This is a genomic window from Flavobacterium sp. 270 (assembly GCF_004368785.1).
Lineage (GTDB): Bacteria > Bacteroidota > Bacteroidia > Flavobacteriales > Flavobacteriaceae > Flavobacterium.
The window spans coordinates 25251-40722 of sequence record NZ_SODM01000009.1; the positions used below are offsets into that span (position 1 = coordinate 25251).

At 33.9% G+C, this 15472-nt stretch carries 16 protein-coding genes; 7 read left to right on the top strand and 9 right to left on the bottom strand.

The features are described 5' to 3' along the window. Positions 1 to 58: 58 nt before the first annotated feature. Positions 59 to 439, bottom strand: a complete 381-nt coding sequence (locus EV144_RS23320) for a group III truncated hemoglobin (RefSeq protein WP_134151630.1) — start codon at positions 437 to 439, stop codon at positions 59 to 61. A 385-nt stretch (positions 440 to 824) separates the two neighbouring features. On the opposite strand from EV144_RS23320, the gene EV144_RS23325 reads away from it, so the two are divergent. Next, positions 825 to 3227 carry an RICIN domain-containing protein gene (locus EV144_RS23325; protein WP_166670628.1) on the top strand — a complete coding sequence of 801 codons (2403 nt, stop codon included), beginning with the start codon at positions 825 to 827 and terminating at the stop codon, positions 3225 to 3227. A gap of 179 nt (positions 3228 to 3406) precedes the next feature. On the opposite strand, the gene ilvA is transcribed toward EV144_RS23325, so the two are convergent. The 4 genes from ilvA to EV144_RS23345 all read right to left on the bottom strand — a co-directional run bounded on the left by ilvA (position 3407) and on the right by EV144_RS23345 (position 7995). Further along, positions 3407 to 4651, bottom strand: a complete 1245-nt coding sequence (gene ilvA, locus EV144_RS23330; RefSeq protein WP_134151554.1) for a threonine ammonia-lyase IlvA — start codon at positions 4649 to 4651, stop codon at positions 3407 to 3409. Between the two features lie 270 nt (positions 4652 to 4921). After that, positions 4922 to 5458: a DUF4136 domain-containing protein gene (locus tag EV144_RS23335; RefSeq protein ID WP_134151555.1), complete on the bottom strand. Its 537-nt coding sequence runs from the start codon at positions 5456 to 5458 to the stop codon at positions 4922 to 4924. Between the two features lie 37 nt (positions 5459 to 5495). Beyond that, the gene (locus EV144_RS23340; protein WP_134151556.1) at positions 5496 to 7472 is read right to left on the bottom strand and encodes a urocanate hydratase; all 1977 of its coding nucleotides are present in this window, start codon (positions 7470 to 7472) and stop codon (positions 5496 to 5498) included. A 340-nt stretch (positions 7473 to 7812) separates the two neighbouring features. Next, positions 7813 to 7995: a DUF5522 domain-containing protein gene (locus tag EV144_RS23345; protein WP_134151557.1), complete on the bottom strand. Its 183-nt coding sequence runs from the start codon at positions 7993 to 7995 to the stop codon at positions 7813 to 7815. Positions 7996 to 8108: 113 nt separating this feature from the next. On the opposite strand from EV144_RS23345, the gene EV144_RS23350 reads away from it, so the two are divergent. From EV144_RS23350 to hemL, 4 genes are read left to right on the top strand one after another with little or no spacing between them, the layout of a single operon-like run. Further along, positions 8109 to 8450 carry a hypothetical protein gene (locus EV144_RS23350; RefSeq protein WP_134151558.1) on the top strand — a complete coding sequence of 114 codons (342 nt, stop codon included), beginning with the start codon at positions 8109 to 8111 and terminating at the stop codon, positions 8448 to 8450. A 3-nt stretch (positions 8451 to 8453) separates the two neighbouring features. Next, entirely contained in the window at positions 8454 to 9350 is an 897-nt protein-coding gene (locus tag EV144_RS23355; protein WP_134151559.1) for a 1-aminocyclopropane-1-carboxylate deaminase/D-cysteine desulfhydrase, read from the top strand. Continuing rightward, a complete protein-coding gene (locus EV144_RS23360; protein ID WP_134151560.1) occupies positions 9343 to 10248 on the top strand; it encodes a glucosaminidase domain-containing protein in 906 nt (301 codons plus the stop codon). Before EV144_RS23355 ends, EV144_RS23360 begins: the two co-directional genes overlap by 8 nt. A 54-nt stretch (positions 10249 to 10302) precedes the next feature. Beyond that, positions 10303 to 11589 (top strand): glutamate-1-semialdehyde 2,1-aminomutase, encoded by a 1287-nt coding sequence (gene hemL, locus EV144_RS23365; RefSeq protein WP_134151561.1) that lies wholly within the window; start codon positions 10303 to 10305, stop codon positions 11587 to 11589. A 42-nt stretch (positions 11590 to 11631) separates the two neighbouring features. On the opposite strand, the gene EV144_RS24395 is transcribed toward hemL, so the two are convergent. Continuing rightward, entirely contained in the window at positions 11632 to 12366 is a 735-nt protein-coding gene (locus EV144_RS24395) for a hypothetical protein (RefSeq protein ID WP_243854741.1), read from the bottom strand. 152 nt (positions 12367 to 12518) lie between these two features. Beyond that, on the bottom strand, positions 12519 to 12956 hold the full coding sequence (locus tag EV144_RS23375; RefSeq protein WP_134151562.1) for a hypothetical protein: 438 nt from the start codon (positions 12954 to 12956) through the stop codon (positions 12519 to 12521). A 179-nt stretch (positions 12957 to 13135) separates the two neighbouring features. Between EV144_RS23375 and EV144_RS23380 the strand changes: the two genes are divergently transcribed. Next, positions 13136 to 14152, top strand: a complete 1017-nt coding sequence (locus EV144_RS23380) for a 2-hydroxyacid dehydrogenase (RefSeq protein WP_410501180.1) — start codon at positions 13136 to 13138, stop codon at positions 14150 to 14152. Between the two features lie 18 nt (positions 14153 to 14170). Continuing rightward, positions 14171 to 14773 (top strand): hypothetical protein, encoded by a 603-nt coding sequence (locus tag EV144_RS23385; protein ID WP_134151564.1) that lies wholly within the window; start codon positions 14171 to 14173, stop codon positions 14771 to 14773. 49 nt (positions 14774 to 14822) lie between these two features. On the opposite strand, the gene EV144_RS23390 is transcribed toward EV144_RS23385, so the two are convergent. Both EV144_RS23390 and EV144_RS23395 read right to left on the bottom strand, forming a co-directional pair. After that, positions 14823 to 15134 (bottom strand): type II toxin-antitoxin system RelE/ParE family toxin, encoded by a 312-nt coding sequence (locus EV144_RS23390; protein WP_134151565.1) that lies wholly within the window; start codon positions 15132 to 15134, stop codon positions 14823 to 14825. Further along, on the bottom strand, positions 15119 to 15352 hold the full coding sequence (locus tag EV144_RS23395) for a hypothetical protein (protein ID WP_134151566.1): 234 nt from the start codon (positions 15350 to 15352) through the stop codon (positions 15119 to 15121). Before EV144_RS23395 ends, EV144_RS23390 begins: the two co-directional genes overlap by 16 nt. Positions 15353 to 15472: the final 120 nt, after the last annotated feature.

The following is a 15472-nucleotide window of genomic DNA, read 5'->3' on the forward strand; positions in this document are numbered from 1 at the left end:
ACTTATTAAGTGCTAATTCTCGATGCTAATAAATCGAGAATTAGTTATCATAAGATTATTACTTTTCAGCATTCCTAAAATATTCAATTTTATGGCTGAACATAAACGCCATATTTGTAGCACGCATTTTCGCCTCTTCAGTAATTGGCCCGACAAATTGAGCATCTATTGTAGTATTAAAAATACTTATCCAACGGTCAAAATGAGTTTGATCTACCGGTAATTGTTTGTGTGGCGGAAAAGGTGTTCCTGAGTAAGCACGAACATCGAATAAAATAGTCTGCCAGAAATTGTACATTTTTTGCAAATGCGGTTCCCAGCGGTCTTGTAATTTATCATTAAAAATAGGACCAATAAGATCGTCTTTTCTAACATTACCATAAAAACTGTTGACCATTTGTTTTATATCTTCTATAGTTGAAATATCGTGAAGTTCCATTCTCGTTTGTATTTTTAAATCCTTTACAAAAGTACGATATAACTCGTCTGCTGTTTTCTGATATTTATCATTTAATGATTTTTTCTGATCTTTTTTTGTTTGTATATAAGGTGCTAAAGGATGTTTTTGAAAGCAATTTGAATACCTCGTCAAGTAGTATGTTTTTTTGAGTTTTGTAAGGGTTGTGTTTTTTATTTATTTTATTGATAATCAATATTTTGTATTTTGTTATGATAAGCTTTTGTAAGGTTTTAAAGCAATTTTGATGTGTATTTGTAAGGTTAATAAAATGTTATATAATTAATATTTAACATAAATTTGATTGTTATTAATAAAATTAATCTTAAAAACAAAGAAAAATTAAATTATCAAAAACTTAAAAACTATGCACAAAATTACCCCAAAAACCACAAAAAGAATAAAATTAATCATAATGATGCAAATCATTATGCTGACTTTATTTATTACTAAAACAAATGCGCAAACTGTTACACCTTGGATAACATCAAGCGATCAGAGCAAACTATTGCAGCAACAATCTACTGTAAGTTTTGGTACAAATTCAGGAACCAATCCGTCAACTGTAACAGTTAATCCATCAACTACTTATCAAACAATGGATGGTTTTGGTTACACACTTACCGAAGGAAGCTGCGAAGTCATATCAGGAATGGCAGCTACACAGCAAAATCAATTATTAAATGATTTATACAATCCGACAACAGGATTAAATGCCAATGTTGTTCGTATTAGTATTGGTGCTTCAGATTTAAGCAGTTCTTCTTATAGTTACAACGAAACTTCCGGGGATACTAATATGAATAATTTTAGCCTTAACGGGCCGGACTTAACGTATTTAATTCCGATTATCAAAAAGATAAAACTAATTAATCCTAACATCAAAATATTGGCAACACCTTGGTCGCCACCGCGTTGGATGAAAACTAATAATTCTTGGTTTGGCGGTTCTTTGCAGACACAATATTATGCTGCGTATGCCAAATATTTTGTAAAATATTTTGATGCAATGGCTGCGCAGGGTATTTCAATTTGGGGAATCACGCCGCAAAACGAACCCGAAAATCCAAATAATGAGCCAAGTATGCTAATGAATTCTACAGAGCAAAAGAATTTCATTAATCAACAACTTGGTCCACAAATGGCAGCAGCAGGTTACGGAGGAATAAAAATCATTGCTTTTGATCATAATTGTGATAATCCTGATTATCCAATTGATGTTCTTAACAATAGTTCTTATGTAGATGGCGCTGCATTTCACTTGTATTTAGGAAATATTTCGAATATGTCAGTAGTAAAAACGGCAACCAATAAAAACGTCTATTTTACAGAACAATATACAGGTTCAGGCGGTAGTTTTGGCGGCGATTTTGGCTGGCACATGCAAAATGTTGTTATCGGAAGTACCAACAATTGGGCTAAAACAGTTCTAGAATGGAATGCTGCAAACAATTCTAGTATTGGGCCGCATACACCAGGTGGCTGTAACACTTGTTTAGGAGCCGTAACAGTTACCAGTAGTACAAGTTATACTAAAAATGTAGCGTATTATATTATAGGGCAAATTTCGAAATTTGTAAAACCAGGCGCACAAAGAATTGGTTCTTCAAGCACAAGCGGCAGTATTCTTTCTGTTGGATTTAAAAATCCTGACGGATCAATTGCTCTTTTGGTTTATAACACAAGCGGATCATCAAATACAATTAAGATTGTTTCAGGATCATCAGCTTTTAATTATGCCGTTCCTGCAAATGCTGCGGTAACTTTCAATTGGACAACAAGTGCTCCGGTAGCCGTTACAGGAGTTACTATGAGTCCGACTTCTGCATCAATTGCAGCTGGATCAAGCACACAGTTAACAGCAACAGTTGCTCCGAGTAATGCCACAAATAAAAATGTAAACTGGAGTAGCAGCAACACAGCCGTTGCAACAGTAAACGGTTCTGGATTGGTTACAGGAATTGCTGCAGGAACAGCCGTAATTACGGTAACAACTGCAGACGGAAACAAAACCGCAACAAGTACTATTACGGTTACAGGATCAGCAGCAACTTTTCCGGGATATTATAATATAATTTCAAGAAACAGTAATAAAGGTTTAGATGTTGCCGATAATTCTACGACAAGCGGAGGAAGAATTCAGCAATATGATATTACAAACGGAGGCGGAAGCAATCAGCGTTGGAAGTTTGTTTCTGCCGGAAGCGGTAATTTTTATATCGTAGTAAAATCGACTCAAATGTATCTGGCGACAGAAAATAACGGTACTGGAGATGGTGTAAAAGTGGTGCAGCGAACAGCTGGAACTTCAAACGAATTTAAATGGACGGTTACAAGTCTTGGCGGAGGTTATTATAAAATTATAAATGTAAACAGCGGAAAATCACTTGATGTTGAGAATGTTTCTACAGTAAACGGAGCCAATATTCAGGTTTGGGCTTACACAGGAGGATTGAATCAGCAATGGCAGTTGGTGCAGGTTGAAACTTCTGCAACTGGAAAAAAAGTTGCTGTAAATACAATAGAAACACCACAAGAAGAGAAACTAGTTATTTATTCAAGTGATAATACGATTAAAGTAAATAGTAATTATTCGACTTATGCTCAGGCAGAATTATATTCATTATCAGGTCAGGTTTTGGCTAAAAAAGAATTTGATTTTTCGAATAATCAAACCAATGAAATTGATATTTCTGCATTGGCGAAAGGAATTTATATCGTAAAAGTTATCGATGAAAAAGGAGTTCACACACAAAAAATTATAAAATAATTAATTTGTAATTCACGTTGGTTTTAAAAGCTGTCTGAGATTTTTCAGACAGCTTTTTTGTTTCCTGCAAGGTTTCCAAAACCTTGTAGGTATTATTCTTTGTAGACTCAAATACCTACAAGGTTTTGGAAACCTTGCAGGAGTTAAACATCTTATAATAGTCAAATTCAGGTTTTAAATTAACCAATCAGCTGCGTAAACAAATCCTGATTATCATTGAGATATTGAAATTCAAAACCATTTTGTGTCATGTTTATTTTGATAGCCATAATATCATCTTTATTTTTCAACTCTAAACCAACCACTACAGAACCTACTTCGCGGTTGTTTTTTTTATGAAACTGAAAATACGTAATGTCATCATCGGGACCTAAAATATTATTTACAAATTCTTTTAAAGCGCCCGGACGTTGCGGAAACTGAATCATAAAATAATGCATCAAACCTTCATAAAGTAAAGAACGTTCCTTTATTTCGGCAGTTCTTTCGATATCATTATTGCTGCCACTCACAACGCAGACAACGGTTTTACCTTTTATTTTATCTTTATAAAGATCTAAAGCTGCAATTGTCAATGCGCCGGCAGGTTCTACAACCATTGCTTCTTCATTATACAATCTCAAAATTGTGGTGCAGACTTTTCCTTCGGGAACGAGAATTATATCTTCCAGATTTTGTTTGCAGATTTCAAAAGTCATATCGCCGACTTGTTTTACAGCGGCGCCGTCTACAAATTTATCAATGGTTTTTAGGGCTGTATTTTTATTTTCTTCAATAGAAGTTTTCATCGAAGGCGCGCCTTTTGGTTCAACGCCAATTATTTTAGTATTCGGACTCAAATGTTTAAAAACTTCCGATAATCCAGAAGCCAGTCCGCCGCCGCCAATCGGAACAAAAACATAATCAATAGGTGCTGCATAAGTTTCTAGAATTTCTAAACCAACAGTTCCCTGACCGGCAATTACTTTTAAATCATCAAAAGGATGCACAAATGTTTTGTGATTTTTAATGGCATCTGCTGTTGCCGAAGCATAAGCATCATCAAAAGTATCTCCGGTAAGAACAATTTCAACAAAAGATTTTCCGAACAATTGTACTTGTTTTACTTTTTGTTTCGGAGTTGTTTTGGGCATATAAATTTTGCCGTTTATCTGAAGTAAATTACAGGAATAAGCAACGCCCTGCGCATGATTTCCGGCACTGGCACAAACAATTCCGTTAGCTTTTTCTTTTTCAGTCAAAGATGAAATTTTGTTGTAAGCACCTCTAATTTTGTATGATCTTACAATTTGTAAATCTTCTCTTTTTAATAAAATAGTTGCTCCAAATTCATCCGAGAGATTCAAATTTTGAGTAAGCGGGGTAGCAGCAACTACGTTTTCTAAATGTTTTTTGGCGGCGAGTACTTCGTTGAATAATTCCATAATGGTTGTTTTTGTTTTTTTGCCACGAATTACACGAATTGCACTAATTTTTTTAGCTCAAACAAAGGAAAAAATTCGAGTAATTGTGTAATTCGTGGCGACTTAAAAATAAAAAACCTCCCAGTTTTGGGAGGTTTCATAAATTGTATGTTTACTTATTTATATAACACCTCGCCATTATTGCGTAATTGCAATAATGCTGATAATAGCGATAATAATGTTATTAAAATTCGTCATTTTTTCTTGTTTGAAAAACAAATGTACTTAAAATTATTTTTTTACAGGCGGATATTGCGCTAAAATTTTAGTTACAAACTCATTAACTTTTTCGTCTTTTTTATCAACGTTTTTAGTTAAGTTTCCGATTCCTTCACCTTGCCAAATCATTTCTTTCTTTTTAGCATCGATTAAATCAATGTATAAAGTTCCTTCTGTAGAAGTAGAAACAGAAGTCTGATTTCCATACATCATGTAAGGATTCCAACCCCAGCCCCAGCCGTAACCCCAGCCAGCGCTAAATTGATTTACATTTACCTGTTCTCTCGATTTAGTAAAAATGTTTACTAATAAATCCGGGTTTTCACTTTTAGTAAAACCTTTGGCTTGCATTTGCTCATCTATGGCACGTAAAATACGTCTTTTATCCAAATCAGAAATTTCGACCTTATCAATTCCGGGCTTAAAAAAAGCATAAGTCTTATAAGGCGCAAAATCTACGTTTTTATCGTAATCAGAATAAACACTAACGGTACTACATGAGGCTAGTATTAAAAGCAAAAAAACTGGGACTAATTTGAATGTTTTCATATTTATAAATATTAATTGTTCTCGTTTTATTAAAAAACTAAAGCAAACTTTCATCCACAAAATTGGGCAAAGTTACCTTTAATAAAGGCTGAACTTCCATTGCACGTTTTATAGCAAAAACAGCACCTTCATTTCGAGCCCAGCTTCGTCTTGAAATTCCGTTGTTAACATCCCAAAAAAGCATTGATGCTAAACGGTTTGAAGCCTCTTTAGAACCATCAAGAACCATACCAAATCCACCGTTTATAACCTCTCCCCAGCCAACGCCGCCACCGTTATGGATTGATACCCAGGTAGCTCCTCTAAAACTGTCCCCAATTACGTTCTGAATCGCCATATCAGCCGTAAAACGGGAGCCATCATAGATATTTGAAGTTTCTCTGTACGGAGAATCCGTTCCCGAAACATCATGATGATCGCGACCTAAAACCACAGCGCCAATTTCGCCTTTAGCAATCGCCTGATTAAAAGCTTCTGCGATCTTAACGCGACCTTCGGCATCAGCATATAAAATGCGTGCCTGAGAACCCACAACCAGTTTGTTTTCCTGCGCGCCTTTTATCCATTTAATGTTATCCTGCATTTGCTGCTGAATTTCGTCTGGAGCGGTTTTCGCCATTTCTTCTAAAACCTGAGAAGCAATTGCATCAGTCTTTACTAAATCTTCCGGTTTTCCAGAAGTACAAACCCAACGGAAAGGCCCAAATCCATAATCAAAACACATTGGTCCCATAATATCCTGCACGTAACTCGGATATTTAAAATCGATATTATTTTCGGACATTACATCAGCTCCTGCACGTGAAGCTTCTAATAAAAAAGCATTTCCGTAATCAAAAAAGTACGTTCCTTTTGCCGTATGTTTGTTAATTGCATCGGCATGACGACGTAAGGTTTCCTGAACTTTTTCTTTGAATAATTCCGGGTTATTGGCCATCATCTCGTTAGCTTCTTCAAAGGAAATTCCAACCGGATAATAACCGCCCGCCCACGGATTATGAAGCGAAGTCTGATCTGAACCTAAATCAATTTTGATATTTTCCTTATCGAAACATTCCCAAACGTCAACAACATTTCCTAAATAGGCGATAGAAACCGTTTCTTTTTTGGCTTTCGCCGAATTGACTCTGGCAACCAATTCTTCTGTTGAAGTTACAATTTCGTTAATCCAGCCTTGTTCGTGGCGGATTTTAGTAATCTTCGGATTTACTTCGGCACAAACCGTAATACAGCCTGCTATATTTCCGGCTTTTGGCTGTGCGCCAGACATGCCGCCAAGTCCAGAAGTTACGAATAAATTGCCTTCGGGATTTAGTTTTATTTTTCTAAAACCATTCAAAACTGTAATGGTAGTTCCGTGTACAATTCCCTGTGGGCCAATGTACATATAACTTCCCGCTGTCATTTGTCCGTATTGCGAAACGCCCAAAGCATTCATTTTTTCCCAATCGTCGGGTTTAGAATAATTCGGAATTACCATTCCGTTTGTTACTACAACTCTTGGTGCTTCTTTATGCGAAGGAAATAATCCCATCGGATGTCCAGAATACATGGTTAAAGTCTGCTCGTCTGTCATTTCAGACAAATATTGCATCGTCAATAAATATTGCGCCCAGTTCTGAAAAACCGCACCATTTCCGCCATAGGTAATCAATTCGTGCGGATGTTGTGCCACAGCATAATCCAGATTGTTTTGAATCATGTGCATAATCGCTTTTGCCTGCAAAGATTTTCCCGGATATTCGTCAATTGGTCTCGCGTACATTCTGTAATCCGGACGAAGACGATACATATAAATGCGACCGTATTTTTCTAATTCTTCCGAAAATTCAACAATTAATTCGGCGTGATGTTGAGGTTCAAAATAACGTAAAGCATTTTTTAAAGCCAGTTTTTTTTCTTCTGCGGAAAGAATTTCTTTTCGTTTTGGCGCGTGGTTTATTGCCAAATCGTATGCTTTTTTTGGAGGTAATATAGAAGGAATTCCTTGTTGTATTTCTTGTTGAAAGGTCATTTTTTTAAAGATGCTGAGTTGCTAAGGTCCTAAGCTGCTAAGATATTTCAGTTAGATTAACAACAGATTAATTTTTTTGTTCTTTGGTTCAAATGCGACCAAAATTTTAATTTATGCAATTTGAATTTAAAATTTATTTAAATTATCTAATTTTCAAATTGTCACATTTTCTAATTAAAGCAACTAAGGATAACGAATATCCGACCTATGATAAGATTTGTGGATTTTAATCCTAAATTTTCTTGAGCGAATATCCATGTATATTTTAGATTTCTGATTTTAGACTTTAGATTGAATTGGAATTTGATTTTAAAAATTATCTAATTTTCAAATGGCCACATTATCTAATTTTCTTTATTTCTCCCGTTTGTTTATCATATCCGTACGGACAATGACGACAGCCGCTTTTACAGCAGTAACCACGTTTAAGATGGTGTTTTTCGGTAAAACATTTATAACCTTCGGGCGTATAATAAAAATCTTCGCCTTCGATTAATTTATTTTCATTACTTTGTTCTTTCATAAACCTGTTTTGTGGCATTGTTTTGGTTTTAATTAAAAAATAACAATCTTGAGATTGGATTTTAATGAAAAACAAACAATTTTGCCTTTACAAATTTATAAATTTTACAGTAAATGTTTCTGATTGTTGCTAAATATTTAATTCCGAAAGGTTATCGTGGCATGACGGTTTATCCCTTTATTTTAATTAAATATTATAAAGACCAGGTAAATGCTGTTTTTTTAAATCATGAAAAAATACATTTACGCCAACAGTTAGAAATGCTTATTCTTCCTTTTTTTATTTGTTATTTTCTGGAATTTTTAATTCGTTTTATTCAATATAAAAACAAAGATTTAGCTTATCGAAACATCAGTTTTGAAAGAGAAGCTTATGCCAATGAAACTGACTTTAATTATTTAAAAAATCGTTCCTTTTTTCAATCTTGGAATTATTTAACTTTAAAACAAAAATAGATTTTGAACCAAGAAATTCATATCGATTTTCCTAATACTATTTCTTTATCCATAAAACGAGAAGACTTGATTCATCCGTTTGTTTCGGGAAATAAATTTAGAAAACTAAAATACAATTTACTTCAGGCGAAAGCCGAAAATCAAGAAACAGTACTGACTTTTGGAGGTGCATTTTCTAATCATATTGCCGCGGTCGCTTATGCAGGAAAAGAGCAGGGTTTTAAAACTATCGGAATTATTCGCGGGGAAGAACTTTTGGATAAAATTGAAGAAAACCCAACGTTAAAATTTGCTCAGGAAAACGGAATGCAATTCGTGTTTGTTTCGAGAGAAGATTATCGACTTAAAAACGAAATTTCATTTATAGAAGATTTAAAACAGAAATTTGGTAATTTTTATTTGGTACCCGAAGGTGGTACAAATGAATTGGCTGTAAAAGGCTGTGAAGAAATCTTAACAGAAGAAGATGCAGATTTTAATTACGTTTGCTGTGCTGTAGGAACTGGAGGTACAATTTCGGGTTTGATAAATAGTGCTTTTCCAAATCAGAAAGTTTTAGGGTTTCCAGCGTTAAAAGGTGACTTTTTAAAGGATGAAATTCGTATTTTTGCAAAAAAAGATAACTGGGATTTAATTTCTGACTATCATTTTGGAGGTTATGGGAAGATAAATTTAGAATTAATTGAATTTATCAATACTTTTTTAGAAGAAAATAAAGTGCCTTTAGATCCAGTTTATACAGGAAAGATGGTTTTTGGCGTTATAGATTTAATTCATAAAAATTATTTTCCTGCGCATTCAAAAATTTTACTCATTCACACCGGCGGCTTACAAGGTATTGACGGAATGAATTTAAAATTGAAGCAGAAGAAATTACCAATACTAAAAAAGAATGTTTAAAAAAATATCGATACTTTTCGCCATCGCAGTGTTAGCAAGCTGTTCTTCCAGTAAGCCTGCAATCGCGACGACTAAAAAAGCGGCAGCAGTTCAAACCAGAACGGCTTCGACAAAAAGAGGCACTCCCGTTAAGCCAATCGGCAAAAATTATCCTTCTACAAATAATACAACTGAGGTTATTCAATCTACTTCAAAAACAGTTGTAACCAGCGATTTAATTAATAATTATGTGTTGCAGTTTAAAGATATTGCAATGAGTAATATGCAGAAATACGGTATTCCGGCAAGTATTATTTTGGCGCAGGGCATTTTAGAATCGGGCGCGGGAAGAGGAGATTTGGCGGTAGAAGCCAATAATCATTTCGGAATAAAATGTCATGCGGATTGGTTAGGAGAAAGCGTTCGTCATGACGATGATTCTTCTCAGGAATGTTTTAGAAAATATCCAGAAGCTTCAGAATCATACAGAGATCACGCTTTATTTTTGGTTGGGAAGAAAAGATACGCGACTTTGTTTACTTACGAAAAAGACGATTATAAGGCGTGGTCAAAAGGTTTGCGTGCAGCAGGTTATGCAACAGATCCTAATTATCCCGATAAATTAATCAGTTATATTGAGCGCTATAATCTGCATCAATACGATTGTCAGGTTACAGGAAAAACCTATGTAGCAATTAATAAAACGGCTCCGATAAGAAATTCATCTTCTACGCCGACATCAAATACAAAAACAAATTCGAACTCAAATTCAAATGATCCTTCTTTGTATGAAGTTCAAAAAGGAGATACTTTGTATTCAATTTCGAAAAAGTTTAATGTATTGGTTGATGATTTAAAACAAAAGAATAATCTTTCGGATAATGCAATTTCGATTGGTCAAAAATTAAAAGTAAAATAGTTTTCAGTTAGAAATAAATCTAAAATCTGAACTCTAAAATCTAAAATAAAAACAATGTTATATAAAAGAAGTAGTCAGCTTTTTGCTGAAGCAGAAAAAGTAATTCCGGGAGGAGTAAATTCGCCAGTTCGTGCTTTTAAAGCCGTTGGAGGAACTCCGATTTTTGTAAAAAGCGCTAAAGGTGCTTATTTGTATGACGAAGACGGAAACAAATTAATTGATTACATCAATTCTTGGGGACCAATGGTTTTGGGTCACGCATTTCAACCTGTTGTTGATGCAGTAATTGAAAAAGCAAAACTGGGAACTTCATTTGGAATGCCGACAGAATTGGAAACTGAAATTGCTGCGTTAGCAGTTTCAATGGTTCCGAATATTGATAAAATTCGTTTTGTAAATTCAGGAACAGAAGCTTGTATGAGCGCAATTCGTCTGGCGAGAGGTTTTACAAAAAGAGATAAAATTATAAAATTTGCAGGCTGTTACCACGGACATTCGGATTCGTTTTTGATTCAGGCTGGGAGCGGGGCCGTAACTTTTGGTTCTCCAAACAGTCCAGGTGTTACCAGCGGCACTGCAAAAGATACTTTGTTAGCTAAATACAATGATTTAGAGAATGTAAAAACGCTAATCGAAGCGAATCAAAATGAAATTTCGGCTATTATTATTGAGCCAGTTGCCGGAAATATGGGCTGTATTCCGCCTCAAAAAGGTTTCTTGCAAGGTTTAAGAGATTTGTGTTCTGCAAACGGAATTTTATTGATTTTTGATGAGGTTATGACGGGTTTCCGTTTGGCAAAAGGAGGAGTTCAGGAATTATATAATATTAATGCTGATATCGTGACTTTTGGAAAAGTAATCGGAGGCGGACTTCCGGTTGGTGCTTTTGCTGCGCGCGAAGAAATCATGAATTATTTAGCACCGCTTGGTCCAGTTTATCAAGCCGGAACATTATCTGGAAATCCTTTGGCAATGGCTGCAGGATTGGCAATGTTGCAAGCTTTAAACAATGACGCAGCAATTTTTACACGCTTAGAAGAAAAAACAGCTTATTTAGAAGCTGGAATTGACCGAGTGCTAAAAGCCAATAATGTTGTATTTACAATCAATAGAGTAGGTTCTATGATTTCTGTACATTTTGATGCAAATCCTGTTACTGATTTTCAAACGGCTGCAAAAGGAGATAATGAAACGTTCAAAAAATTCTTCCACGGATTATTAAACGAAGGTGTTTACATTGCGCCATCTGCTTATGAAACTTGGTTTATTACAGATGCATTGTCTTATGAAGATTTGGATTTTACAATTAATGCGATCGACAAAGTTTCCAAAACATTTTAATAACAAAAAAGAGGCTTTAAAGCCTCTTTTTTTTGATCTCAATTACATTTTATCTTTTCGGTGATCTTTCATTTTGTCTTTGTGCTCTTTCTGAATTGCTGTCCATTTTTTATATTGATCTGCATTCAGAATAGCTTTCATTTTAGCATCATTTGCTTTATGATCTTCTTCCATTTGTTTCTTCATGGCATCTTTTTCAGCATCTGTAGGCTTTGTGTCTTTTCTGCTTTTTTTCAGCATTGCCATTTTAGTACTTCTGTCAGATAAAAGTTCACTCACTTTTTTTTGCTGATCCGCATTTAAGTTTAACTCAGTTGTTAGTTTTTGCAAATGCGCTGCATCACGTTCTTGAGGTGTTTTAAAATCACCTCTGTGATGATTTTTTCCTTTATGATCATGATCTTTTTTAAGCGCTGTCCATTTTGTATATTGGTCAGCATTCAGGATTGCTTTTACTTTTGCATCGTTAGCTGTTTTTTCGGCTTCCATTTGTTTTTTAAAAGCTTCTCTTTCTTCTGCAGTAGGTTTTGTTTTACTGTCTTTTCTGGCATCTCTAAATTTTTCGGCTTTCGCACTTCTTTCTGCCAAGAGCTGTTTAAATTGTTCCTGTTGCTTTTTATCCAAATTCAATTCAGAAGTCAGCTTTTGCAAATGTTTCTCGTTACGTTGCTCAGGAGTTAGTTTTTCTTTTTGATCCTTACCAGTTTTCTGATTGATGTCTTGTGCAAAACTTACTATTCCAACAAATAATAAGACTGCAATAAATATCTTTTTCATAATTAGTTATTTTTAAAGTTTATATCAATTAGACTTCAAAGAGTTTGCTAAGTTTAATTGAATTGTCAGGTTTGTCTTTTATTTAACAGAAAGTATTAAGAAAAACATAATGTGTTTAAAATAAAAAAGAGGCTTAAAAAGCCTCTTCTATATTATTGATTTTCATCTCTGCGATCTTTCATTCGATCCATCATCTTGTCCTTTTTTTCTTGCTGTAAAGTTTTCCATTTTGTGTATTGGTCTGCTTTTAAGATCGATTTCATTTTAGTGTCGTTTGCCGCTACTTCATCTTCCATTTGTTTTTTAACAGCCGCTCTTTCTTCAGCAGTAGGTTTTACATTGCTGTCTTTTTTTGCTTTACGTTCTTCTCTAAGTTTTTCTGCTTTAGCGCTTCTGTCAGCCAAAAGCTGTTTTACCTGAGCTTGTTGATTAGCATCCAGACTTAATTCTGAAGTTAGTTTTTTTAATTGTCTTTCATTACGTTCTTCAGGCGTCATTCTCTCTTTTTGTGGTCTTGCAGGCGGATCTGCATCTTGAGCAAAACTTGCTGCACCAACCAATAACATAGCTGCGATAATTAATTTTTTCATGATTTATTTTTTTTAAGGTTATATCAATTAGACTGTAGGAAATTCATTTGGTTTAATTGACGGAAATAAATGTTGTTTTAATTAACAAATTGAAAATCATTAATCAAACGGATAATTAGATTGTCAGAATTTATCAGTAAATTTATATTAACGAATAAATAACTAATAATATTATGGGTTTGGACGCATCTTTAACTGGAAATAAAATTGCTTTTTTTTCGACTCAGCCTTATGATAAAACTTTCTTTAATAAATACAATGAGTTTGGTTTTGAATTGGATTTTTTTGAAACCCAGCTTAATCCGCAAACCGTAACTTTGATTCAGGATTGTGCTATTGTTTGTGTTTTTGTAAATGATATTGTAAATGAAGCTGTGATAAAACAATTGGCAGAAAAGCAAGTTAAAATTATTGCTTTGCGTTGTGCAGGTTTCAATAATGTAGATTTAGAGGCTGCGAAAAAATACAATATTAAAGTTTGTCGTGTTCCTGCGTATTCGCCTCAAGCGGTTGCAGAACATGCAATGGCCATGATTTTGACTTTAAACAGAAAAACACACAAAGCTTATAATAGGGTTAGAGAACAAAATTTTTCTTTACACGGATTGTTAGGTTTTGATTTATTCGGAAAAACTATCGGAATCATCGGAACTGGAAATATTGGTAAAGCTTTCGCTAAAATCGCTTTAGGTTTTGGATGTAAAGTTTTGGCTTACGACATTGTAACGAATCAGGAAATGGAGAAAGACGGCGTTGTTTTTACCGATTTAAATACAATTTTTAAAGAAAGTGATATTATTTCGCTGCATTGTCCATTAAACGATCAAACGAAACATATAATCAATAAAAGTTCAATCGATTTGATGAAAGATAATGTTATGATCATCAACACAAGCCGTGGCGGATTAATAGAAACTCCTTGCGTTATTGAAGGTTTAAAAGAAGGCAAAATTGGTTATCTCGGAATCGATGTTTACGAGCAGGAAGAGAAATTGTTTTTTAGAGATCTTTCGGCAGATATTATTCAGGATGATAACATTCAACGATTAATGAGTTTTCCGAATGTTTTGGTTACGGCCCATCAGGCATTTTTTACGAATGAAGCTTTGACACAGATTGCTTTGGTAACGTATAATAATATCAAAGAGCTTTTAACTCAAAATAATATCGAAAACAAAGCCGCTTTACTTGTTTAGAAATTAAAAATAGAAACTATGAGAAATATTATTTTAATTGCATTTGTAATTCTATCCGTGTATTCCTGTCAGAAGAAAGATCCTGCAGTCAAAAAAAATATCATTAAAGCCATTATCGAAGATACATTAACCAAAACAGCAGCTGGAACCGCAGATGTAAGTGATGCTCCGGCAAAAGATGATAAAGTGGTTAATATGATTAGGAAACAGCTTTTGATTTTACTTCAAAAAGACGTGCCGGCTATGACAAAAGAAGATCGCTTTTTTTACTACGATGCTGTTGACTTAAATAATGATAAAAAAGACGAATATGTTGTTGGTTTCACTAATTCTTATTTTTGCGGAAGCGGAGGTTGTTCGGGCTACATTTTAAATAATGACGGAAGTGTAATAAGCAATTTCACTGTAACAGAATTTCCAATTTTAATTGCACCGAGTTCTTCAGAAAAATTCCAGGATCTTTTGTTTTCAAGTAAAGGAAAATTTCATTTAATGAAAATGAAAAATGGGAAATATCCGCCAAACCCATCTGTTCAGGAAATTTGGAAAGAAAAAATTCCTGAAAAAGCATTTAAGATTTTAGATATTTATAAAGAGAAATATGAGAAGTTTTCGTTTTAGAATTAAAATACAAAACCCGACAGGTTTTAAAGGTTGTCGGGTTTGAAAATTAAAATTGTTCTTTTAAAATTTTGAAAAGTTTTTTAGGATTTTGACGATTGTCCCAAAAAGCCATTACTATAAACTCACTTTCGGTTACTTTGTAAAAAATATTATAGTGTCCTAATGTTGAGGTACGTATATCAATAAAACTTGTTTTTATATAAATTTCAGGATTGTTAACTAAAAACTGTACTCTTTCTGCAATTTCGATAATTAGTTTTTTCGAGTAGGTTGCAGATTTATTTCTTTTAGTCCAATATATTAATATTTTTCTTCTTTGATTAACAGCAGTTTTTGTCCAGATTATTTTGAAAGCCATTCTAAATCTTCTTTATCTAAATCTTCTTGGGAAATAACTCTTCCATATTTTAAATCCTCTTCGCTTTCTTGCAGCATATCAATTTCATATTGTTCCAATTGATAGACTTTAGATGTATCAGCATTTTTTAATATGCTTCTTATTTTTTCAAGTAAACTTATATCTTCAATGTTTTTTAACTTGTCAAATATTTCTAGTTTTATTTCTAAAGCACCCATAATAATGTAATTTGAATTATCAAAGGTATGTAATTAAAATAAAAAACCCGACAGGTTTTTAAAACCTGTCGGGTTTGAAATATTATAAACTCAATTTTTAGAATTTGGAATTTCTAAAAT